The organism is Pseudomonas wadenswilerensis (assembly GCF_900497695.1).
Classification (GTDB): Bacteria; Pseudomonadota; Gammaproteobacteria; order Pseudomonadales; family Pseudomonadaceae; genus Aquipseudomonas; species Aquipseudomonas wadenswilerensis.
The window spans coordinates 362,116-382,672 of record NZ_UIDD01000004.1 but is presented as its reverse complement, the minus strand read 5'-3'; the positions used below and the strand labels follow the sequence as shown (position 1 = coordinate 382,672).

At 62.7% G+C, this 20,557-nt stretch carries 20 protein-coding genes; 6 read left to right on the top strand and 14 right to left on the bottom strand.

Annotation, left to right across the window (positions count from 1 at the left end; genetic code table 11):
• The first annotated feature begins 88 nt into the window (after positions 1–88).
• Both CCOS864_RS06555 and CCOS864_RS06550 read left to right on the top strand, forming a co-directional pair.
• Positions 89–763 (top strand): heavy metal response regulator transcription factor, encoded by a 675-nt coding sequence (locus CCOS864_RS06555; protein ID WP_045197646.1) that lies wholly within the window; start codon positions 89–91, stop codon positions 761–763.
• Positions 760–2,151: a heavy metal sensor histidine kinase gene (locus CCOS864_RS06550; RefSeq protein WP_115085575.1), complete on the top strand. Its 1,392-nt coding sequence runs from the start codon at positions 760–762 to the stop codon at positions 2,149–2,151. The genes CCOS864_RS06555 and CCOS864_RS06550 overlap by 4 nt, the downstream gene beginning before the upstream one ends.
• 139 nt (positions 2,152–2,290) lie before the next feature.
• Here CCOS864_RS06550 and pdxJ read toward each other — a convergent pair whose 3' ends face one another.
• The 10 genes from pdxJ to rpoE all read right to left on the bottom strand — a co-directional run bounded on the left by pdxJ (position 2,291) and on the right by rpoE (position 12,322).
• Complete coding sequence (gene pdxJ / locus CCOS864_RS06545; RefSeq protein WP_267954166.1) at positions 2,291–3,016, bottom strand: pyridoxine 5'-phosphate synthase; 726 nt, start codon at positions 3,014–3,016, stop codon at positions 2,291–2,293.
• 63 nt (positions 3,017–3,079) lie between these two features.
• Positions 3,080–3,763 carry a DNA repair protein RecO gene (recO, locus tag CCOS864_RS06540; RefSeq protein ID WP_115085574.1) on the bottom strand — a complete coding sequence of 228 codons (684 nt, stop codon included), beginning with the start codon at positions 3,761–3,763 and terminating at the stop codon, positions 3,080–3,082.
• Between the two features lie 57 nt (positions 3,764–3,820).
• Complete coding sequence (era, locus tag CCOS864_RS06535) at positions 3,821–4,723, bottom strand: GTPase Era (RefSeq protein ID WP_115085573.1); 903 nt, start codon at positions 4,721–4,723, stop codon at positions 3,821–3,823.
• Positions 4,716–5,405: a ribonuclease III gene (gene rnc, locus CCOS864_RS06530; protein WP_115085572.1), complete on the bottom strand. Its 690-nt coding sequence runs from the start codon at positions 5,403–5,405 to the stop codon at positions 4,716–4,718. Before rnc ends, era begins: the two co-directional genes overlap by 8 nt.
• Positions 5,406–5,653: 248 nt before the next feature.
• On the bottom strand, positions 5,654–6,508 hold the full coding sequence (gene lepB, locus CCOS864_RS06525; RefSeq protein WP_115085571.1) for a signal peptidase I: 855 nt from the start codon (positions 6,506–6,508) through the stop codon (positions 5,654–5,656).
• 5 nt (positions 6,509–6,513) lie between these two features.
• Positions 6,514–8,313 (bottom strand): translation elongation factor 4, encoded by a 1,800-nt coding sequence (gene lepA / locus CCOS864_RS06520; protein ID WP_115085570.1) that lies wholly within the window; start codon positions 8,311–8,313, stop codon positions 6,514–6,516.
• A gap of 225 nt (positions 8,314–8,538) precedes the next feature.
• Positions 8,539–9,936, bottom strand: a complete 1,398-nt coding sequence (locus CCOS864_RS06515; protein ID WP_166675652.1) for a DegQ family serine endoprotease — start codon at positions 9,934–9,936, stop codon at positions 8,539–8,541.
• A gap of 204 nt (positions 9,937–10,140) precedes the next feature.
• Positions 10,141–11,106: a MucB/RseB C-terminal domain-containing protein gene (locus CCOS864_RS06510; protein WP_115085568.1), complete on the bottom strand. Its 966-nt coding sequence runs from the start codon at positions 11,104–11,106 to the stop codon at positions 10,141–10,143.
• Positions 11,107–11,118: 12 nt separating this feature from the next.
• Positions 11,119–11,709 (bottom strand): RseA family anti-sigma factor, encoded by a 591-nt coding sequence (locus CCOS864_RS06505; RefSeq protein ID WP_115085567.1) that lies wholly within the window; start codon positions 11,707–11,709, stop codon positions 11,119–11,121.
• A gap of 31 nt (positions 11,710–11,740) precedes the next feature.
• Positions 11,741–12,322 (bottom strand): RNA polymerase sigma factor RpoE/AlgU, encoded by a 582-nt coding sequence (gene rpoE / locus CCOS864_RS06500; RefSeq protein ID WP_010220971.1) that lies wholly within the window; start codon positions 12,320–12,322, stop codon positions 11,741–11,743.
• A 432-nt stretch (positions 12,323–12,754) separates the two neighbouring features.
• Between rpoE and nadB the strand changes: the two genes are divergently transcribed.
• Positions 12,755–14,371 carry an L-aspartate oxidase gene (gene nadB, locus CCOS864_RS06495; protein ID WP_115085566.1) on the top strand — a complete coding sequence of 539 codons (1,617 nt, stop codon included), beginning with the start codon at positions 12,755–12,757 and terminating at the stop codon, positions 14,369–14,371.
• Here the strand turns inward: nadB and CCOS864_RS06490 are convergent.
• A complete protein-coding gene (locus tag CCOS864_RS06490; protein WP_115085565.1) occupies positions 14,340–14,792 on the bottom strand; it encodes a protein YgfX in 453 nt (150 codons plus the stop codon). The genes nadB and CCOS864_RS06490 overlap by 32 nt on opposite strands.
• Positions 14,776–15,030, bottom strand: a complete 255-nt coding sequence (locus tag CCOS864_RS06485; protein WP_115085564.1) for an FAD assembly factor SdhE — start codon at positions 15,028–15,030, stop codon at positions 14,776–14,778. Before CCOS864_RS06485 ends, CCOS864_RS06490 begins: the two co-directional genes overlap by 17 nt.
• Before the next feature lie 165 nt (positions 15,031–15,195).
• Between CCOS864_RS06485 and ygfZ the strand changes: the two genes are divergently transcribed.
• Both ygfZ and CCOS864_RS06475 read left to right on the top strand, forming a co-directional pair.
• Positions 15,196–16,137, top strand: a complete 942-nt coding sequence (gene ygfZ / locus CCOS864_RS06480; protein ID WP_115085563.1) for a CAF17-like 4Fe-4S cluster assembly/insertion protein YgfZ — start codon at positions 15,196–15,198, stop codon at positions 16,135–16,137.
• Between the two features lie 54 nt (positions 16,138–16,191).
• Positions 16,192–16,998 (top strand): HDOD domain-containing protein, encoded by an 807-nt coding sequence (locus CCOS864_RS06475; protein ID WP_115085562.1) that lies wholly within the window; start codon positions 16,192–16,194, stop codon positions 16,996–16,998.
• Here the strand turns inward: CCOS864_RS06475 and CCOS864_RS06470 are convergent.
• Together CCOS864_RS06470 and CCOS864_RS06465 are read right to left on the bottom strand one after the other, a co-directional pair.
• Positions 16,995–18,374 carry a sensor histidine kinase gene (locus CCOS864_RS06470; RefSeq protein ID WP_115085561.1) on the bottom strand — a complete coding sequence of 460 codons (1,380 nt, stop codon included), beginning with the start codon at positions 18,372–18,374 and terminating at the stop codon, positions 16,995–16,997. The genes CCOS864_RS06475 and CCOS864_RS06470 overlap by 4 nt on opposite strands.
• Positions 18,367–19,038, bottom strand: coding sequence for a response regulator (locus tag CCOS864_RS06465; RefSeq protein ID WP_115085560.1), 672 nt, complete (start codon positions 19,036–19,038; stop codon positions 18,367–18,369). Before CCOS864_RS06465 ends, CCOS864_RS06470 begins: the two co-directional genes overlap by 8 nt.
• A gap of 201 nt (positions 19,039–19,239) precedes the next feature.
• Between CCOS864_RS06465 and CCOS864_RS06460 the strand changes: the two genes are divergently transcribed.
• Positions 19,240–20,529: an OprD family porin gene (locus tag CCOS864_RS06460; RefSeq protein ID WP_115085559.1), complete on the top strand. Its 1,290-nt coding sequence runs from the start codon at positions 19,240–19,242 to the stop codon at positions 20,527–20,529.
• Positions 20,530–20,557: the final 28 nt, after the last annotated feature.

Here is a 20,557-nt window from a genome sequence, read left to right as displayed (position 1 = left end):
TATCCGCCGCTCGATGCATTTCACCGCTTGACCTTGCAGTAACTACAGGGTTGAGAATCAGCGCCTTTCACTGCCAACGAGTCATCTCATGCGTCTACTGATTGTCGAGGACGAACTGCGCACCGCCGAATACCTGCAACAGGGCCTGCGCGAAAACGGTTACATCGTCGATTGCGCCCACACCGGCGCCGACGGCCTGCACCTGGCTCGGCAGCAGGCCTATGACCTGGTCATTCTCGACGTCAACCTGCCCGAGCTCGATGGCTGGACCGTGCTGCAGCGCCTGCGCGCCGAGTCCAGCACGCGGATCATGATGCTCACGGCCCACGGCCGGCTGGCCGACCGGGTCAAGGGCCTGGACCTGGGTGCCGACGACTACCTGCTCAAACCCTTCGAGTTCCCTGAACTGCTGGCGCGCATCCGCAGCCTGCTGCGACGCAACGACCAGGCGCTGCAACCGAACACCCTCAAGGTCGCCGACCTGGAGCTGGACCCCAGCCGTCACCGCGCCTACCGCAGCGGCCAGCGCATCGACCTGACCGCCAAGGAGTTCGCCCTGCTGCACCTGCTGATGCGCCAGAGCGGTGAAGTGCTGTCGCGCACGCAGATCATCTCGCTGGTCTGGGACATGAACTTCGACTGCGACACCAACGTCGTGGAAGTGTCGATCCGCCGCCTGCGGGCGAAAATCGACGACCCCTTCGACAACAAGCTGATCCATACCCTGCGCGGCGTCGGCTACGTACTCGAGGCCCGCGAATGAAACCTGCGCGCCTGTCACTGCGCCTGGGCCTGAGCGTCAGCCTGATGGGCGCGGCACTGGTGCTGCTGCTCGCCTGTCTGGCGGTGTTTGCCCTCGACCATGAGCTGGACAGCCGTGCACGCAAGCACCTGGCCAACAAGATGGCGCAGATCGAGCACAGCCTGACCATCGACCTTAAGGCCGCCGACCTGCGCACGCCGGTACATCCACTGCTGGATGTGGTCATGGGCCACGACAACCTGAGCCTGAGTGTCATCGCCCTGACCGGTCGCCATTCGGCCTTGCTGACCCTGGGCCCGGCCCTGGAAGCCAGCGCCTTGCTGCAGATTGAGAGCGGCCCGCAGCTAAGCTTCAGCCCGTGGCGCGATCAGGAAGGCGAGCACCTGCTCACCGCCTCGCGGCTGATGCGCCTGCAGGACGGCACCCTGGTGCGCGTGCTGCTGACAGTCAACCGTGCCGACGACCATGCCCTGCTCCAGGCCTACCTGGGCTCGACCCTGTGGGCCTTGCCGTTGCTGCTGGTGCTGATCGGCCTGGGCGCCTGGAAGCTGGTCCAGTGCGGGCTGCTGCCATTGCGCCGCTTCCGCCGGGTTGCCGAACAGGTCTCGGCGCAAACCCTCAGCCACCGCCTGCCGGAAACCGGCCTGCCGCAAGAGCTGGGTGACCTGGCAGGTGGTATCAACATCATGCTCGACCGCCTGGACGACGGTGTGCAGCGGCTTTCGCAATTTTCCGATGACCTTGCCCATGAGTTGCGTACGCCCATCGGCAACCTGATGGGCAAGGCCCAGGTCACCCTCACCCGCGAGCGCTCCAACGACGAGTACCGCGAAGCGCTGGAAAACAGCATCGAAGAACTGACCCGACTCAACCGCATCATCAACGACATGCTGTTTCTGGCCCAGGTCAGCCAGCCACAGACGCAGGTGCCGCTCAAGCCAGTGGTGCTGGCCGACGAGGTACAGCGGGTGTGCGAACTGTTCGAATGCAATGCCGAGCAAAAAGGCATTGCCTTGCGCGTACAGGGCTGGGGCACGGTGCTGGGAGAACGGTTGATGGTGCAGCGGGCGCTGTCCAACCTGCTCAGCAATGCGATCCGCCATGGGTATGAGGGGCAGCCGATCGATATCGCGATTGAACGTAGGGACGGTTCGGTGTGGGTGTCGGTGGAGAATCGCGGGCCGGGTATTGCCCAGGCGCATTTGCCGCACCTGTTCGAACGCTTTTACCGCGTGGGTTCGGGGCGCTCGCGGCTGGAAGGCGGGACGGGCCTGGGGCTGGCGATCGTGCGCTCGATCATGCAGGTGCATGGCGGGCGGGTTGAGGTGCACAGCGAACTGCAGGGGGTGACGCGGTTCAGCCTGGTGTTTGCCGATACTACCGAATAAATGGACCTACACCCAATCGTGTGGGAGCTGGCTTGCCAGCGATGAGGCCAGTACAGGCAGCACATCCACTGCCTATTAGGCGACCGCTACGCGCTCGATCGCTGGCAAGCCAGCTCCCACAGGATTGGCGTCGAATCTGTTAGTGCCGGCTGGCCGCCAGGATCAACGCCTTCATCTCTGCCACCGCCGACTTGAAGCCGACGAACAGCGCATGGGCCACCAGCGCATGGCCAATGTTCAGCTCGTTGATACCCTTGATCGCCGCCACTGCCTCAACGTTGTGGTAATGCAGGCCATGACCGGCATTGACGATCAACCCCTGGCCCAGGCCGAAGGCCACGCCATCGGCCACACGCTTGAGCTCTTCGGCCACTTCACTCGGGGTCTGCGCATCGGCATAACGGCCGGTGTGCAGCTCGATGGCCGGTGCACCGACACGGCGCGACGCTTCGATCTGGCGCTCGTCGGCATCGATGAACAGCGATACTTCCGCGCCCAGGCGCGACAGACGTTCGACCGCAGCCTTGATTCGCGCTTCCTGGCCGGCAACATCCAGGCCGCCTTCGGTGGTCAGCTCCTGACGGGTTTCCGGGACCAGGCAGATATGCGCCGGGCGAATGCGTTCGGCGAAAACCATCATTTCTTCGGTGACGCCCATTTCAAAGTTCATGCGCGTCTGCAGCACGTCCTTGAGCAGCAGCACATCACGCTCCTGAATGTGCCGGCGGTCTTCGCGCAGGTGCACGGTAATGCCATCGGCACCGGCCTCTTCGGCGTCCAGCGCGGCTTTGACCGGGTCCGGGTAGCGGGTGCCACGCGCCTGGCGCAGGGTCGCCACGTGGTCGATGTTCACGCCGAGCAGCATGCGGTTGCTTTGAGTCACGAAGAGGCTCTCCTGAAGATTGAGCCCCACAGCATACGACGTTGTTCAGCGCTTGCGAAACAGTTCGCGACTGACCAGCGGCCGACCGCCCAGATGCACGGCCAGGGCCTGGCGCATCAGGCGCTTGGCCGCGCTCAGGGCGCCGGGAATTTCCCAGTCGGCATCGGCCATGGCCAACAGCTCGGCACCGTTGAACAGCCCCGGCTGCAACAGGTAGACCCGCTCAAGCCCGGCATCGACCTGCAAACGGTACAGGCCATCGACGGCCAGTGGTTCGCCGTTGACGTCATGGTCGAGGGCAAAGGCGTAACCCAGCTCGTCCAGCAAGCGCCACTCGAACGCCCTTAGCAGCGGCTCCAGCGGACGACCGGCGGCCAGCGCCTGCAAGGTCGCAGCATAGTGCTCGAACACCACCGGATGCGGATCCTCGGCGGGCAGCAGGCGAATCAGCAGCTCGTTGAGGTACAGCCCGCTGAACAGCGCATCGCCATGCAGCCAGGCCGCCACGCCGACGCTGTCCAGACGGCCGACATTTTTCAGCTCGCCGCGGCCGCGAAATTCCACTTCAAGGGGTACGAAGGGACGCACCTGGCTGCCGGCCTTGCCACGGGCACGGCGCATGACCGCGCGCAGGCGCCCTTGCGGGGTGAGGAAATCCACCAGCGCGCTGGTTTCACGGTAGGCCCGGCTGTGCAGCACGTAGGCCGGTTGGCCAACTGGCAGTTCCATGAGCGGCGCTTCAGAAGAGGTTCGACCCGGCAGCGGACGCTACCGGGCCTGGAGCAATCAGAGGTCGCCGTAGCCCAGCGAACGCAGGGCGCGTTCGTCGTCGGACCAGCCACCCTTGACCTTGACCCAGAGGTTGAGCATGACCTTGGCGTCGAACAGTACTTCCATGTCCTTGCGCGCCTCGGAGCCGATGCGTTTGATCCGCTCGCCCTTGTCGCCAATGATGATCTTCTTCTGGCCGTCACGTTCGACCAGGATCAGCGCATGGATGTGCAGGATCTTGCCCTGCTGCTTGAACTCTTCGATCTCGACGGTGATCTGGTACGGCAGCTCCGCGCCGAGCTGACGCATGATCTTCTCGCGTACCAGCTCTGCCGCCAGGAAGCGGCTGCTGCGGTCGGTGATCTGGTCTTCCGGGAAGAAGTGATCGTTTTCCGGCAGGTGCTTGGCGATCAGGCCTTCCAGCGCTTCCAGGTTATGCCCCTGCTGGGCCGAGATCGGCACGATTTCGGCGTTAGGCAGTTGCTCCTGCAGCCACTGCAGGTGCGGGATCAGGTCGGCTTTCTCTTCGATCCGGTCGGTCTTGTTGATCGCCAGGATCACCGGGCCCTGCACGTACTGCACGCGCTCGAGCACCAGCTGGTCTTCGTCGGTCCACTTGGTGCGGTCAACGACGAAGATCACCACATCGACGTCCTTGAGGGCGGCCGAGGCGGTTTTGTTCATGTAGCGGTTGAGCGCCTTTTCGTTGCTCTTGTGCATGCCCGGGGTATCGACGTAGATCGCCTGGACATCACCCTCGGTCTTGATCCCGAGCATGTTGTGGCGGGTAGTCTGCGGCTTGCGCGAGGTGATCGCGAGCTTTTGCCCGAGGATATGGTTGAGCAGGGTCGACTTGCCCACGTTCGGGCGGCCGACAATGGCGACATAGCCGCAGCGGGTAGTGTTGGTATCAGTCATTGCCATTCTCCACGCCCAGGGCGATCAGTGCTGCGGCGGCCGCGACTTGCTCGGCGATACGCCGGCTGACGCCTTGCCCTCGGCTTTTTTCAGTCAAAAGGGTCACTTCGCATTCGACGAAAAACGTCCGGCAATGGGGTTCACCTTGAATATCCACCACTTCGTAGCGCGGCAGTTCGCAGCCCCGTGACTGCAGAAATTCCTGCAGACGGGTTTTCGGGTCCTTGTTGGTATCGACCAGGGTCAGGCTTTCGAATTCGCCCGCCAGCCATGCCAGCACCCGCTCGCGGGCGGTCTGCATGTCCGAATCCAGGTAGATGGCACCAATCAGCGCCTCCAGGGCATCGGCAAGGATCGACTCGCGGCGGAAACCGCCGCTCTTCAGCTCGCCCGAGCCCAGGCGCAGGTATTCGCCCAGGTCAAAGCCTCGGGCCAGTACCGCCAGGGTCTCGCCCTTGACCAGCCGCGCGCGCAAGCGCGACAGCTGGCCTTCGCGGGCCTGGGGGAAGCGCTCGAACAGCGCTTCACCGGCGACGAAGTTGAGGATCGCATCGCCGAGGAACTCGAGGCGTTCGTTGTTGCGCCCGGCAAAACTGCGGTGCGTCAGGGCCAGCAGCATCAGCTCCTGGTTCTTGAAGGTATAACCGAGCTGGCGCTCGAGGCGGCTCAAGGAAACGCTCACAGTGTACCCACGCGCAGTTCGTGGTCGAAATTCAGCCCGCACGCCTGGGCGCGAGGCTCACACTTTGCAACTCGGTACGCCGCCATCGGGGCTACCGTCGGATTTAACGCGTTGTTCAAATCAACATCCTGAAAGACTGTTTGGCTCATGCTCGCTGGCCGGGGTGATCGGTTGAATCCAGGGATCCCTGAACACAGCCTATGCCAGAAACGCATTCGGCGCTGTCCCAGGACAGCGCCGTTGTGGTGTTACTTGATCAACCCGACCCGCGACAGGTTCGGGAAGTGGCTCAGTTTAGGCTCTGGCCAGCTCATCCAGACCGCGAAGGCCTTGCCGACGATGTTCTTGTCCGGAACCATGCCGTGCAGTTCCTTGGGAATGTTGGGATCATCCCAGTAACGGCTGTCGTTCGAGTTGTCGCGGTTGTCGCCCATCATGAAGTAATGGCCGGCAGGGACTGTCCATTGCTGGTCAGGCGGCATGCGGTAACGGCTCATTTCCTTGCGGATCAGGTGCTCGGCTTCGCCCAGTTTTTCCTTGTACAGCTCGGCGCTGCCCAGGGTGCCCGGCTCGGTACCGACCAATTGCTCGGCAATCGCCTGACCGTTGACGGTCAGCTTCTTGTCGCTGGTGTAACGAATCTGATCGCCCGGCAGGCCAACCACACGCTTGATGTAGTTGACGTTCGGGTCGCTCGGGTAGCGGAACACCATGACATCGCCACGCTGCGGGTCACCGACCTCGATGACCTTCTTGTCGATCACCGGCAGACGAATCCCGTAGGAGAATTTGTTCACCAGGATGAAATCGCCCACTTCCAGGGTCGGCTTCATCGACCCCGAAGGGATCTGGAACGGCTCGACCAGAAACGACCGCAGCACCAGGACAATGAACAGCACCGGGAAGAACGATTTACCGTACTCGACCAGCAACGGTTCCTTGTTCAGGCGCTCGACCACTGCCATCTCTGGCTGGCTGACGCTGCCCTGATAGTTGACGATTGCCGAACGCCGGCGCGGGGCCAGGAACAGCAGATCGACCAGGGCCAACAGACCGCAGACGGCGACGGCGATGACAAGCAACAGCGGGAAATTTAGCGACATAGGACCTAACTATCCAACCTGAGCACGGCGAGGAAGGCTTCTTGTGGGATTTCCACGTTGCCGACCTGTTTCATGCGTTTCTTACCGGCCTTCTGCTTCTCCAACAGCTTGCGCTTACGGCTAACGTCACCACCGTAGCATTTGGCCAGTACGTTCTTTCTGAGCGCCTTGACAGTGGTACGCGCAACAATCTGCCCGCCAATGGCGGCCTGGATTGCCACATCGAACATCTGCCGAGGAATCAGTTCCTTCATCTTCTCGGTCAATGCGCGGCCCTTGTAGTGCGCATTGTCGCGGTGCACGATCAGCGCCAGGGCATCGACCTTGTCACCGTTGATCAGTACGTCAAGCTTGACCAGGTTAGCCGACTGGTAGCGGTCGAAATGGTAGTCCAGCGAGGCGTAGCCACGGCTGGTGGACTTCAGGCGGTCGAAGAAGTCCAGTACCACTTCGTTCATCGGCAGATCGTAGCGTACTTGCACCTGCGAACCGAGGAACTGCATGTCGCGCTGCACGCCACGCTTCTCGATGCACAGGGTAATGACGTTACCCAGGTGCTCCTGAGGCACCAGGATGGTGGCCGAAACGATCGGCTCACGGAAGTCTTCGACCGCGGACACATCCGGCAGCTTCGACGGGTTGTCGACGTAGATGGTTTCGCCGGTCTTGAGCTTGACCTCGAAGATTACGCTTGGCGCGGTGGTGATCAGGTCCAGGTCGTACTCGCGCTCGAGGCGCTCCTGGATGATCTCCATGTGCAGCATGCCGAGGAAGCCGCAACGGAAGCCGAAGCCCAGGGCGTCGGAGCTTTCCGGCAGGTACTGCAGCGACGAATCGTTCAGGGTCAGTTTTTGCAGAGCGTCACGAAAATCTTCGAAATCTTCGGAACTGACAGGGAACAGGCCGGCATAAACCTGCGGCTGAATGCGTTTGAAACCTGGCAGCACCTCGACCTCGGGGGTCGTGCTCAGGGTCAGGGTATCGCCCACTGGCGCACCGTGAATGTCCTTGATGCTGGCGATGATGAAGCCTACTTCACCGGCTTTGAGGTCAGCGGTCTGGGTGTGCTTGGGGTTGAACACACCGACGCTGTCGACCAGGTGGATCTTGCCGGTGGACTTGACCAGGATCTTGTCGCCCTTCTTCACCCGGCCGTGACGTACACGCACCAGGGAGACGACGCCCAGGTAGTTGTCGAACCAGGAGTCGATGATCAGCGCCTGCAGGGGCGCCTCGATGTCACCGGTAGGCGCAGGAATGGTTTGCACCAGGCGCTCGAGCACCTCGTCCACGCCCATGCCGCTCTTGGCGCTGCAGGCCACGGCGTCGGTGGCGTCGATGCCGATGATCTTCTCGATCTCGTCCTTGACCTTGTCCGGGTCGGCCTGGGGCAGGTCCATCTTGTTCAGCACCGGCATGACCTCAAGGCCCTGCTCGATGGCGGTGTAGCAGTTGGCAACCGACTGGGCTTCTACGCCCTGGCCGGCATCGACCACCAGCAAGGCACCTTCACAGGCCGCCAGCGAGCGGCTGACTTCGTAGGTGAAGTCGACGTGGCCGGGGGTGTCGATGAAGTTCAGCTGGTAGGTTTTGCCGTCCTGCGCGGTGTAGTACAGGGTGACGCTGTGGGCTTTGATGGTGATACCGCGTTCACGCTCCAGGTCCATGGAATCGAGTACCTGGGCTTCCATTTCACGCGCAGTCAGGCCACCGCACATCTGAATGAAGCGGTCGGCCAAGGTCGACTTGCCATGGTCAATGTGGGCGATGATGGAGAAATTGCGGATATGACTCAAATCACTCACGGGTCAACACTCAAAAAGGCTGCGGGCCGAACGCCCACCGAAAAATAGCCGGGAATTGTACCTGAAGCTTGACGTTGGCGTCACGTGAACTGTGGGCAAGGGAACCGTAGGAAATGTTTCCAGGTCGGGACGCCGCCCCGCCGCTCCCACAGCCTGCCTGCAAGGGCCTGGGGCAGCACCCAGAAAAAAGGGCAGCCGAGGCTGCCCTTTTCTGCTCAACCCGGCTTATTCCGCCAGTTTGAAGGTGATGAAGCTGGCGCGCCCCTGACGCAGGACGCGCATGGACACCGAACGGTTCTTCGGCAGCTCCTTGGCGATTTCGGTGAACTGCTTGGCCGAGAGGATCGCCTGGTTGTTCAGGTGGCTGATGACATCACCCGGACGCAGCCCGATCAGCGCGGCCGGACCTTCCTGGACTTCCTTGATGACTACGCCGCCCTTGAGCTCAAGGGCCTTTTTCTGCTCGGCGGTCAGGTCGGACACCGACACGCCCAGGCGGTTGCTGCTGCGCTCGACACCGCCGTTGGCGTTGGTGGTGATCTCGGCGTCGTCATCCGGCAGTGCGCCGATGGTGATGTCCAGCGATTGACGCTTGCCATTGCGGATGATGTCCAGCTTGGCCTTGGCGCCGTCCTTGAGGCCACCGACCAGGTGCGGCAGGTCGGCAGACATGACGATCGGCTGACCGTTCATGCTCAGGATCACGTCACCGACCTGCAGGCCACCCTTGGCCGCCGGGCCGTCTTCCAGCACCTGGGCGACCAGGGCACCGGCCGGCTTGTCGAGACCGAAGGATTCAGCCAGGTCCTTGTTGACCTCCTGGATCACCACGCCCAGCCAGCCACGGCTGACCTTGCCGTCTTTCTTCAGCTGGTTGGAGACATCCAGCGCCACGTCGATCGGGATGGCGAACGACAGGCCCATGAAGCCGCCGGAACGGGTGAATATCTGCGAGTTGATCCCCACTACTTCACCGTTCATGTTGAACAACGGGCCACCGGAGTTACCCGGGTTGATCGCCACGTCGGTCTGGATGAACGGCACGTAGGTGTCGTTGGGCAGGGTGCGACCCTTGGCACTGACGATGCCTTTGGTCACCGAATGGTCGAAACCGAACGGCGAACCGATGGCCAGCACCCACTCACCGACCTTGAGCTTCTCGGAGTCACCCAGCTTGACGGTCGGCAGGTCCTTGCCTTCGACCTTGAGCAGGGCCACGTCGGTGCGCGGATCGGTGCCGACCAGCTTGGCCTGCAGCTCGCTGCGGTCCGACAGGCGGACGATGATCTCGTCGGCATCGGCGACCACGTGGTTGTTGGTCAGCACATAACCGTCGCTGGAGATGATGAAGCCCGAACCCAGCGATTGCGCTTCACGCTGACGGTCACCGCGCGGCGAACGCGGGGCCTGTGGCATGTTGCGTTCGAAGAACTCGCGGAACATCGGCGGCAGGCCTTCGAGGTCTGGCACCTGCCCCGCCGCATACTTGCGGTCGGGCAGTTTCTGCTTGGTACTGATATTGACCACCGCAGGCGATGCCTGCTCGACCAGGGTGGTGAAGTCCGGCAGGGCTTCGGCCTGGGCGGTGAGCACCTGGCCGAGCATGAACACGGCGGCGACCATCGATAAGTAGGTTTTCAAGCGTGGTATTGACATACGGCTCCCGTCACAACGAGCGTGGTTAGCAGTAGGGACCTGCAGAAGCAGGAAAGGCCAGCCCCCGAAAGGACTGACCTATAGAAAAATTCTGGAGTTTTTGCAAACTGCAAAGCTTGCCAATCATGTCAGCCAAGCAATCCTCGACCTGTCAACCTCATTGCCTGCGCCTCATTTTTTCACCTGGGCATCCTGGACGCGCATGGACAGCGCGATGCGTTCGGCAGTACCGATAGGGATCTCGCCAACCACGGTGACCATCATTTCACCCTTGGGCGTGGTCAACCGGCGGGAGACCGCTACGGTCGGGCCCAGTTGCGTGCGGATATCGGCAGCAGTGCCTTTATCCAGGGCTTCGACGAATACCGAGAAGCGTGCCAGGCCGTCGTCGTACATCAGGCTGCTGACCGCGTTCTTGCTTTGCGGATCCTTGCGCACCGAACTGTTGATCAGTTCAAAGCCCGGAGGCAACCAGTCCGAACGCCAGCCGGTGACAGGCTGGGCAGCTTGCGCACTCAGTTGAGCGAGCGGCTTGCAGATACCGCTGGCCTTGAGTTCATCGTCTGTTGGCGCGTCACGGGTATCCAGGCGGGTGAACTGGAAGCGCTCCAGCAACCGCCCTCCGTCATCGAGCATCAACGACTTGAGCGGCAGCCCGGTCTGGCGATCCAGGTGCAGCTCGAAGGCATAACGGTGTTGATCACGCGGGGTAAGGGTGACGATGACCGCTTCACGGTCTGCCACCCTGGACTTGCCGGCGACCCCGAGGTCGTACCAGCTCATCAGCTTCAAGGGGTCAAGCACTCGCGCCGCCGCTTCCGGGGTATTGGCCACACCTGCCACCAGGGACCCGCTTACGCACTGGGTATGACCATCGACACGCACGACTTCCTGGGCCGAGCCATCGAGCTGCAACAGCCGCTCGCTGACCTTGCCGTCCTGGACACGATGCCAGATATCGTGGGTGGAGAAGCTACCGTTACGCTCGTAAACGAAAGTACCCTGATAACTCTGCTGTTGCTCGGCCTGGGCCAGACGTTTGAGCCAGTCACCTGCCTCCGGAGAGGAGTTGGCGGCAAGGGCCGACAGCGTCAACCAGCCACCAAGCAGCAGCGGTATGAGAGGTAGCGCGCGCATGATCCTCCTTACTTAGCGATTTTCCAGGCTGGCTGCACGTGCGTACGGCAGAGCGCTCTCGGTACCCTTGAGGGCTGCTTCCTGAGCATGCTGACGCAGGTAGCCAGGCAGACGCTGGTCATGCCAGCCGGTTTGCCCTTGCAGCACGCCATTGGCCATCGGGCCTGGCTGATCTGCACTTTCACTATAGCCTGCCAGTACGGCCGGGCCTTGCGCTTGTGGCAGGCTCAGGCCTTGCTGGGCCGGCTGCTGGGCCGCCAGCTGGGCACCGCTGATTTCATCCTGGTTGTACAGGCGTACACCGGCCAGTACCGCGACAGTCACCGAAGCGGCGACGGCCAGGCGGCCCAGGCTGCGCCATGGGCCACGAGAGGCCTTGGCGGGAGCGGCTTCATCGGCCAGCGCGGCGGATACGGCCGAAGCGATATCCAGCCGTGGCAGTACCAGCTCCTTGTGCATGGCTGCACGGGCAACCTGGTAACGCGACCAGGTGGCACGGGTTTCGGGATCATCGACGGCATTCAATACCCGACGCAATTCCAGTTCGTCCGCTTCGTTATCCATCACCGCGGACAGCGATTCCTGCAAAGCTTCACGACTCATGGCGGTTCCTCTCTTGGCTGTCGCCGCTGTCTCAGGTTTCCTGCAACAACGGCTGCAGGGCTTTGTCTATGGCCTCCCGAGCGCGGAAGATTCGAGAGCGCACGGTACCCACTGGACACTGCATGACGCTTGCAATGTCCTCGTAACTCAGACCATCGAATTCACGTAAAGTTAACGCCGTACGTAAATCTTCTGGCAGTTGCTGAATGGTCCGATGGACGGTGCCTTCGATCTCATCTCGCAACAACGCGCGCTCGGGGGACTCCAGATCCTTGAGGCCATGATCGCCGTCGTAAAATTCCGCATCCTCGGAACTTACATCGCTGTCCGGTGGCCGCCGACCGCGGGACACCAGATAGTTTTTTGCCGTGTTGATGGCAATGCGGTACAGCCAGGTATAAAAGGCGCTGTCACCACGAAAATTACCAAGCGCCCGGTAAGCTTTGATGAAAGCTTCCTGCGCTACATCCTGGGCTTCATGGGTGTCGTGTACAAAACGCACGATCAACCCGAGAATCTTGTGCTGATACTTCAGCACCAACAGATCGAACGCTCGCCTGTCGCCACGCTGCACGCGCTCGACAAGCTGCTGATCCTCTTCCTGGGTTAGCATGAACACTCCTCAGTGAACTCGAAGGAGCGTTGCAACAGCCATCGTTCAGGCTTGCAACCATAGACTCGGGCTTTTCGCAAAAGTTCTCCCCTCCAAGCAAGTTTCCTGCGGCCCTTGGTCGGCTCGCACGAAAAACGCAGCGCGGTCACGGCCGGCTGCGTCGATAATCGGGTCTCGAATACGCAGACAGTGCCTTCAAGGGGCGCCTGCCGTGCGTCGCCGCGGCATTGTGGCGTGCGGGCATCCTTCTATGGATATCCGTGCACCACGGAAAGTTCCCACAAAAGGCTGCCTGGACTGCGCAAGCGCCATTGGAAATCAGGGCCTTGGGGCTGCTATAAAGGCAGCCGGTCCAGATTCACGATAGTTTCACAATGCCATAAGCGCCTGACTATTGTGCCGATCCCCCCCTTCAGATACTAGTGTCCTGACATGAGCCAACAATTCCAACATGATGTTCTCGTGATCGGCAGCGGCGCCGCCGGCCTCAGCCTGGCCCTGACCCTCCCCGGTCACCTGCGCATCGCCGTGCTCAGCAAGGGCGACCTCGCCAATGGCTCGACCTTCTGGGCCCAGGGTGGCGTGGCCGCGGTGCTGGACGACACCGACACGGTGCAATCCCACGTCGAAGACACCCTCAATGCCGGCGGCGGCCTGTGCCATGAAGACGCCGTGCGCTTCACCGTTGAGCATAGCCGCGAAGCGATTCAGTGGCTGATCGACCAGGGCGTGCCGTTTACCCGTGACGAACACGCCGGCGACGAAGACAGCGGCTTTGAATTCCACCTGACCCGTGAAGGCGGCCACAGCCATCGGCGCATCATCCACGCCGCCGATGCCACGGGGGCGGCGATCTTCACCACCCTGCTGGCACAAGCGCGCCTGCGCCCGAACATCGAGCTGCTGGAGCAGCGGGTGGCAGTCGACCTGATCACCGAGCGGCGCCTGGGCCAGGACGGCGATCGCTGCCTGGGGGCCTATGTCCTGGACCGCAATACCGGAGAGGTCGACACCTTCGGCGCCCGCTTCACCGTGCTGGCTACCGGCGGCGCGGCCAAGGTCTACCTGTACACCAGCAACCCCGACGGCGCCTGCGGCGATGGCATCGCCATGGCCTGGCGTGCCGGTTGCCGGGTGGCCAACCTTGAGTTCAACCAGTTCCACCCGACCTGCCTGTACCACCCGCAGGCCAAGAGCTTCTTGATTACCGAAGCCCTGCGTGGCGAGGGTGGCTTGCTCAAGCTGCCCAATGGCGAGCGTTTCATGCCGCGCTTCGACCCGCGTGAAGAACTGGCCCCGCGCGACATCGTTGCCCGCGCCATCGACCATGAAATGAAACGCCTGGGGGTGGACTGCGTCTACCTGGACATCAGCCACAAGCCGGCCGAGTTCGTCAAAAGCCACTTCCCGACCGTTTATGAACGCTGCCTGACCTTTGGCATCGATATCACCCGCCAGCCGATCCCGGTCGTGCCGGCCGCCCATTACACCTGCGGCGGGGTGATGGTCGACGAACAGGGCCTGACCGACGTACCGAGCCTGTACGCCATCGGCGAAACCAGCTTCACCGGCCTGCACGGCGCCAATCGCATGGCCAGCAATTCGCTGCTCGAATGCTTCGTTTACGGGCGTTCGGCCGCCAACGACATCGTCGCCCGCCTGGATCAGGTCGAAATGCCCCAGGCGCTGCCATGCTGGGATGCCAGCCAGGTCACCGATTCGGACGAAGACGTGATCATCGCGCACAACTGGGACGAACTGCGGCGCTTCATGTGGGACTACGTGGGGATCGTGCGCACCAACAAGCGCCTGCAGCGTGCCGAGCATCGGGTACGCCTGCTGCTCGACGAAATCGACGAGTTCTACAGCAACTACAAGGTCAGCCGCGACCTGATCGAATTGCGCAATCTGGCCCAGGTTGCCGAATTGATGATCCGCTCGGCCATGCAACGCAAGGAAAGCCGCGGCCTGCACTACACCCTGGATTACCCGGGCATGCTCAGCGAGGCCCGCGACACTATCCTGCAGCCGCCCACCTACGCCGACTGAACTTCAGACGCAAGCGCAGGCGCCGGTGCTGCACCGGCTCCAGCGCGTCGAACGCTATGCACTGACCCTCACTGAAACGCCGCCCGGCCCTGCGAAAGCGCAGTACCACCCATCCGGGCAAGGCCAGGCTGTCGGGCTTGAGCTGCACCGCCTGCCAGCCCTGGGCGCGGCTGAACAACTGCCAGCCGTGGGCATCGCGGCGCAGTGCGGTAATGGCGTTGGGATCGGTCAGCAAAATGCGCCGGGGGATGATCCAGGCGCCGTGCAGCAAGCACAAGGCGATGGCCGCCAGGCGTAACCACAAGGGAACCTGTAGCAGGCTCAGTGCCAACAAGGCCAGCAGCAGGCTGACGAGGTACGCCGCCAGCAGGGCCCTTGAGCCCTGCCAGCGACATTCGAAGCGGTCACTTGGGCTGGACACGGTCCAGGATGATGCGAACCATGCGTTGCAGTTCCGGGTCTTCGGACTCGTTGCGTTCCATGAACCAGCCGAACATGTCCTGGTCTTCGCAGCCGAGCAAACGCCAGTACAGCTGTCGATCTTCCGGGCTCAGGGTTGGAAAAACGTCCTGGCTGAAAGGAACCAGCAACACGTCCAGCTCGAGCATGCCGCGGCGGCTGTGCCAAAAGAGCTTGTTGAGTTCAATTTGTTCGACCATGAAGCCCTCCAAAAATAGGCCGCCAGTATACAGAGCCAGCAGCCGAGGGACACGCGACGTTGGTCCGGACATGTGAGCAAATAATGACGGAGGGCCGCGCTCAACTACCTATTTTGCCAACAGCGCTCTATCATGGCCCCCAGACCTATCACCTTGCGATAAACCATGGCCGATTCCGCTTTTTTCTGCACCCTTTCCCATGAAGGCGTTCTCGCCGTCCGCGGTTCGGACGCCGGCAAGTTCCTGCAAGGCCAGTTGACCTGCAACATCAGTTACCTCAACGACCATACCGCCAGCCTCGGCGCCCGCTGCATGGTCAAGGGCCGCATGCAGTCGAGCTTTCGCATCCTCCCCGAGGGCGATGGCTACTTGCTGGCGATGACCCGCGAACTGCTCGAACCGCAACTGGCGGACCTGAAGAAATATGCGGTGTTCTCCAAGGCCAAGCTGACCGACGACAGCGCCGCCTGGGTGCGTTTCGGCCTGCACAACGGTGCAGCCGCCCTGCAGGCCCTGGGCCTGGAAGTGCCGGCGCAGACCGACGCCGTAACCCGTCACAACGGCCTGATTGCCATCGAGGTCTCGACCGCTCGTGTCGAGTTGTGGGTACCTGTCGAACAGGCCGAAGCCGTGCAAGCCCAACTGGCTGCACACCTGGCCAGTGCTGATCTCAACGACTGGCTGCTCGGCCAGATCCGCGCCGGTATCGGCCAGGTCATGCTGCAAACCCGCGAGCTGTTCATCCCGCAGATGATCAACCTGCAGGCCGTGGGTGGCGTGAGCTTCAAGAAAGGCTGCTACACCGGCCAGGAAATCGTCGCGCGCATGCAGTACCTGGGCAAGCTCAAGCGCCGCCAGTACCGCGTGGCGCTGGCCGAAGGCAGTCTGCCGGAGCCCGGTACCGAAGTGTTCTCGCCAACCCATAACTCCTCCGTCGGTGAAGTGGTGCTGGCCGCCCGCAGCGAACAGGGCTGCGAACTGCTGGCCGTACTGACCGCCGATGCCGTGGAAGACAACAACCTGCACCTGGGAAGCCCCGAAGGCCCGCGCCTGGCGCTGCTGACGCTTCCTTACGAACTGGATCGCGATCGCGAAATCCAGCGCTGAGCCTGCTCCCGCCCTCCGGGGCGGGGCACTCCTGAATTGCGGTAGAGAATCACCATGAACAAGATGGCCGAGATGATCCAGGCCCACCTGCTGAGCGCCATCGACAACGATGACCTGGTGCTGCCGACCCTGCCGGAAGTGGCCTTGAGCATTCGCGAAGCCGCCGAAGACAGCGAGATCAGCGTCAGCACCCTGAGCAAGGTGATCGGCCGCGATGCGGCGCTGTCAGCGCGCCTGATCAAGGTGGTCAACAGCCCGCTGCTGCGCGCCGCCACCGAGGTCACTGACCTGCACACGGCCATCACCCGCCTGGGCATCAACTACAGCTGCAACCTGGCGATCGGCCTGGTGATCGAGCAGATCTTCCACGCCCGCTCCGATGTCGTTGAACAGAAAATGCGCGAAATCTGGGCGAAAAGCCTGGATGTGGCCGGCATCAGTTATGAACTGTGCTTGCGCTTCACTCAGCTCAAGCCGGACCAGGCAGCATTGGCCGGGCTGGTCCACCAGATTGGCGTGCTGCCGATCCTGCTGTATGCCGAAGAGCACAACGAGCTGCTTTCCGACCCGGTCAGCCTGAACTATGTGATCGAGCAGATTCACCCGGCACTGGGCGACAAGATCCTCAGTGTCTGGGAGTTTCCCGAGCAACTGGTGCACCTGCCCGGACTGATCCAGGACCTGGACCGTGGCACCGACAAGGTCGACTACGTCGATATCGTGCAGATCGCCCAGGTGCTCAGCAGCAACAGCAAGGAACGGCCGCTGGCCGCCCTGCCCGCCTACCGCCACCTCGGCCTGCCCACCGGCACCGAGCTGCAGGCCAGCGACCTGCTCAATGCCAAGGCGATGTTCCGCTAGTCGGTGCTGAAGCTGACCCGCACTTTCAAACCGCCGCGCTCGCCATCATGCAGGCTGATCTGCGCCAGGTGCGCCCGGCAGATCTCGCCGACAATCGCCAGGCCCAGGCCCGTGCCTTGCGCACTGCGCCGGTAGAAGCGCTCGAAGACCTTTTCCCGCTCGTTTTCAGGAATGCCGGGGCCATCGTCCTCGACTTCGAGAACGCCCGGCTCGCTGACCCGCAGGATCACATTGCCGCCCTTGGGCGTATGGGCCAGGGCGTTGTCCACCAGGTTGCTGAGCAGTTCGTTGAGCAGGGTTGGCTCACCGCGCACCCACACCGGCACCTCGGCCTCCAGCGCCAGGGCCACGCCACGAGCATGGGCCAGCGGCGCCATGGCCATGCCCAGTTCACGGGCCAACTGGCTCAAGTCGAGCAATTGCGCGCCACCTTCGGCAATCGCCCGCGCGCCGTTCTCGACCCGCGCCAGCGAGAGTAGCTGGTTGGCCAGGTGGGTCAGGCGATCGGTGCCTTGCGCGGCGGACTCCAGGGTTTCACGCCAGACCTGCGGCTCGTTCGAGCGCAGCCCCAGTTCGACCCGCGCCTTGAGCGCCGCCAGGGGCGTGCGCAGTTCATGGGCGGCCTCGGCAATGAACTGCGCCTGCCGCTCGAACTGGCCGCGCAGGCGTTCGGTAAAGTGATTCAGGGCGCGTACCAATGGGCTCAGCTCACGCTGCACCTGCACCACCGGCAAGGCCCGCAGGTCATCCGGCTGACGTTCTTCGACGGCACTGCGCAAGCGCTCCAGCGGGCGCAGGGCGGCGCTGACGGCAAACCACACCAGCATCAGGGCGCCGAGGGCGAGCATGCCCAAGCGCAGCAAGGTATCGGCCATCAGGCTGCGGGCCATGCGCACCCGGGCTTCTTCGGTCTCGGCCACGCGGATTTCGGCCATGCCGTTCATGTTCGGCTCGCTGACCGCCTTGAGCAGGCTGACCACGCGCACGTCCTGGCCAAGGTAGCGGGCGTTGTAGAAGCGTGCGAGGGCCGGGTAATCGTCAGTGCGCAGGGTATTGGGTGGCGGTGCTGGCAGGTTTTCGTAGCCGGAGATCAAGCGCTGGTGAATGTCGTTGACCTGGTAGTAGATACGTCCGGCGCTGTCGTAGGCAAAGGTGTCCAGAGCCACATAAGGCACATCGGCGCTGAGGGTACCGTCACGCTGCGACAGGCCGGCGGCAATGGTCCGCGCCGAGGCCAGCAAGGTACGGTCGTAGGCGGTGTCGGCGGCTTCACGGCCGTTCCAGTAGGCGCTCAGGCCGCTGGCCAGCATCAGCACTACCAGCAGGATCGCCAGGTTCCACAGCAGTCGCCCACGCAGGCTGCCGCTGTCACGCATCTTTATGCTCGAGCAGGTAGCCGAGCCCCCTGAAGGTGACGATGGCCACGGCATGGCCGTCGAGCTTCTTGCGCAGGCGGTGCACGTAGATTTCGATGGCGTCGGCGCTGGCTTCCTCGTCCAGGCCGAACACCTGGGCGGCCAGTTGCTCCTTGCTCATCACCCGCCCGGGCCGGGCGATCAGGGCTTCGAGCACGGCCTGTTCGCGGGAGGTCAGGGTCAGCAGTTCTTCGCCGAGGCTGAAGCGCCGGGTATCGAGGTCATAGACCAGCGGCCCGCAGCGCTGTTGGCGTTCGCCACCGAGGACGCTGCGGCGCAGCAGGGCCTTGACCCGCGCTTCCAGCTCGGTCAGCTCAAAGGGTTTGGCCAGGTAATCGTCGGCGCCCAGATTCAGGCCATGGACCCGGTCCTTGACGTCGCTGCGCGCGGTCAGCATCAGCACTGGCACGGTCTTGCCGCGGGCACGCAGGCGCGCCAGCACCTCGAAGCCGTCCATGCGCGGCAGGCCGACATCGAGCACCGCCACGGCATATTCCTCGCTGGCCAGGGCCAGGTCGGCGGCCACGCCATCATGCAGTACATCCACGGTCAGGCCGGTGCTTTTCAGGGCCTGGGCCACGCTTTCGGCCAGTTGCAGATGGTCTTCGACGAGCAGCACACGCATCGATCTCTCCCCTTTGCGTCGCGTTCAATGGCGCGGAGTGTACAGCCGACAGCCCGCCTGTGAAGCCTTCGCAGCAATCAAAAGCTGCTGAAAGGTTAGCGAAAGGTTCACGTCCTAGCATCCTCTCACGGCTCACTCTGCTTGCCGTAAAACCGGACCCAAGGTCCGAACTAATAAGAACAATAACGGAGTCACTCCACGATGCTGTCCATGCAGCCGCAGGCGTACGCGCCTACCCGACGTCTACCCTCCCGCCAGACCGCAGTTGCCAGCGCCCTCGCCCTTGCCGGCGTCGCCCCGTTGAGCCAGGCCGCCTTCTTCGATGACAGCAAGGCGAGCTTCGAAACCCGTAACATGTACTTCAATCGCGACTTTCGCGACGGCACCAGCGCCCAGCAATCCAAGCGTGACGAATGGGCCCAGGGCTTCATGCTCAACTTCGAGTCGGGCTACACCGACGGTACCGTAGGCTTTGGCCTCGATGCCCTGGGGATGCTCGGTATCAAGCTCGACTCCAGCCCCGACCGCACCGGCACCGGCCTGCTGCCGACCCACGACGATGGCCGCGCCGCCGACGAGTATTCCAAGCTCGGCCTGACCGGCAAGGTGAAACTCTCCGAGACCGAATTGAAGATCGGTACCCTGATCCCGGAACTGCCGACCTTGCAGCCCAACGACGGGCGCATCCTGCCGCAGACCTTCGAGGGCGGCCTGCTGACCTCGGGCGAAATCAAGAACCTGACCTTCACCGGCGGGCGCCTGGAAAAAGCCCGTGACCGCGACAGTACCAACAACGAGGATATCGCCCTCAACAACAAGAACAGCCGCTTTCTCGGCACCGTCGCCGGCAACCATTTCGACATGGCCGGCCTGGACTACAAGTTCACTGACAAGATCACCGGCAGCTACCACTGGGCCCAGCTCGATGACGTCTACCGTCAGCACTTCGTCGGCATGATCGCCTCCCAGCCCTGGGGCCCGGGCACCTTCGGCGCCGACCTGCGCATGGCCTTCAGCGACGACCAGGGCCAGGCCCGCGGCGGCAACATCGACAACACCGCGCTCAACGGCATGCTCAGCTACGGCCTCAATGGCCACAAGCTCAGCGCCGGCTACCAGCACCTGTCCGGCGACACCGCCTTCCCCTATGTCGATGGCGCCGACCCGTACCTGGTCAACTTCGTGCAGATCAACGACTTCGCCGGCGCCGACGAGCGTTCCTGGCAAGCCCGTTACGACTATGACTTCGCCAAGCTTGGCATCCCCGGCCTGACTTTCATGACCCGCTACATCAGCGGCGATAATGTCAGCCTGGCCGATGGCGGTGAGGGCAAAGAGTGGGAACGCAACACCGAGTTCAAGTATGTGGTGCAAAGTGGCGCCCTGAAAAACGTCGCCGTGCGCCTGCGCAATGCCACCTTCCGTTCCAACTTCGCCCGCGATGCCGACGAAGTGCGACTGCTGGTGAGTTACAGCCTTGCGCTGTGGTAATCCCCGACAACAATAATGCTCACGGAGA

Coding starts and splice junctions, on each gene's coding strand:
- CCOS864_RS06555 (WP_045197646.1), top strand. CDS start 89: ATGCGTCTACTGATTGTCGAGGACGAACTGCGCACCGCCGAATACCTG.
- CCOS864_RS06550 (WP_115085575.1), top strand. CDS start 760: ATGAAACCTGCGCGCCTGTCACTGCGCCTGGGCCTGAGCGTCAGCCTG.
- pdxJ (WP_267954166.1), bottom strand. CDS start 3,016: ATGCTGCTCGGCGTGAACATCGACCACGTGGCGACCCTGCGCCAGGCG.
- recO (WP_115085574.1), bottom strand. CDS start 3,763: ATGGAACTGCCAGTTGGCCAACCGGCCTACGTGCTGCACAGCCGGGCC.
- era (WP_115085573.1), bottom strand. CDS start 4,723: ATGACTGATACCAACACTACCCGCTGCGGCTATGTCGCCATTGTCGGC.
- lepB (WP_115085571.1), bottom strand. CDS start 6,508: ATGTCGCTAAATTTCCCGCTGTTGCTTGTCATCGCCGTCGCCGTCTGC.
- CCOS864_RS06515 (WP_166675652.1), bottom strand. CDS start 9,936: ATGGTCGCCGCCGTGTTCATGCTCGGCCAGGTGCTCACCGCCCAGGCC.
- CCOS864_RS06510 (WP_115085568.1), bottom strand. CDS start 11,106: ATGCGCGCGCTACCTCTCATACCGCTGCTGCTTGGTGGCTGGTTGACG.
- CCOS864_RS06505 (WP_115085567.1), bottom strand. CDS start 11,709: ATGAGTCGTGAAGCTTTGCAGGAATCGCTGTCCGCGGTGATGGATAAC.
- rpoE (WP_010220971.1), bottom strand. CDS start 12,322: ATGCTAACCCAGGAAGAGGATCAGCAGCTTGTCGAGCGCGTGCAGCGT.
- nadB (WP_115085566.1), top strand. CDS start 12,755: ATGAGCCAACAATTCCAACATGATGTTCTCGTGATCGGCAGCGGCGCC.
- CCOS864_RS06485 (WP_115085564.1), bottom strand. CDS start 15,030: ATGGTCGAACAAATTGAACTCAACAAGCTCTTTTGGCACAGCCGCCGC.
- ygfZ (WP_115085563.1), top strand. CDS start 15,196: ATGGCCGATTCCGCTTTTTTCTGCACCCTTTCCCATGAAGGCGTTCTC.
- CCOS864_RS06475 (WP_115085562.1), top strand. CDS start 16,192: ATGAACAAGATGGCCGAGATGATCCAGGCCCACCTGCTGAGCGCCATC.
- CCOS864_RS06470 (WP_115085561.1), bottom strand. CDS start 18,374: ATGCGTGACAGCGGCAGCCTGCGTGGGCGACTGCTGTGGAACCTGGCG.
- CCOS864_RS06465 (WP_115085560.1), bottom strand. CDS start 19,038: ATGCGTGTGCTGCTCGTCGAAGACCATCTGCAACTGGCCGAAAGCGTG.
- CCOS864_RS06460 (WP_115085559.1), top strand. CDS start 19,240: ATGCTGTCCATGCAGCCGCAGGCGTACGCGCCTACCCGACGTCTACCC.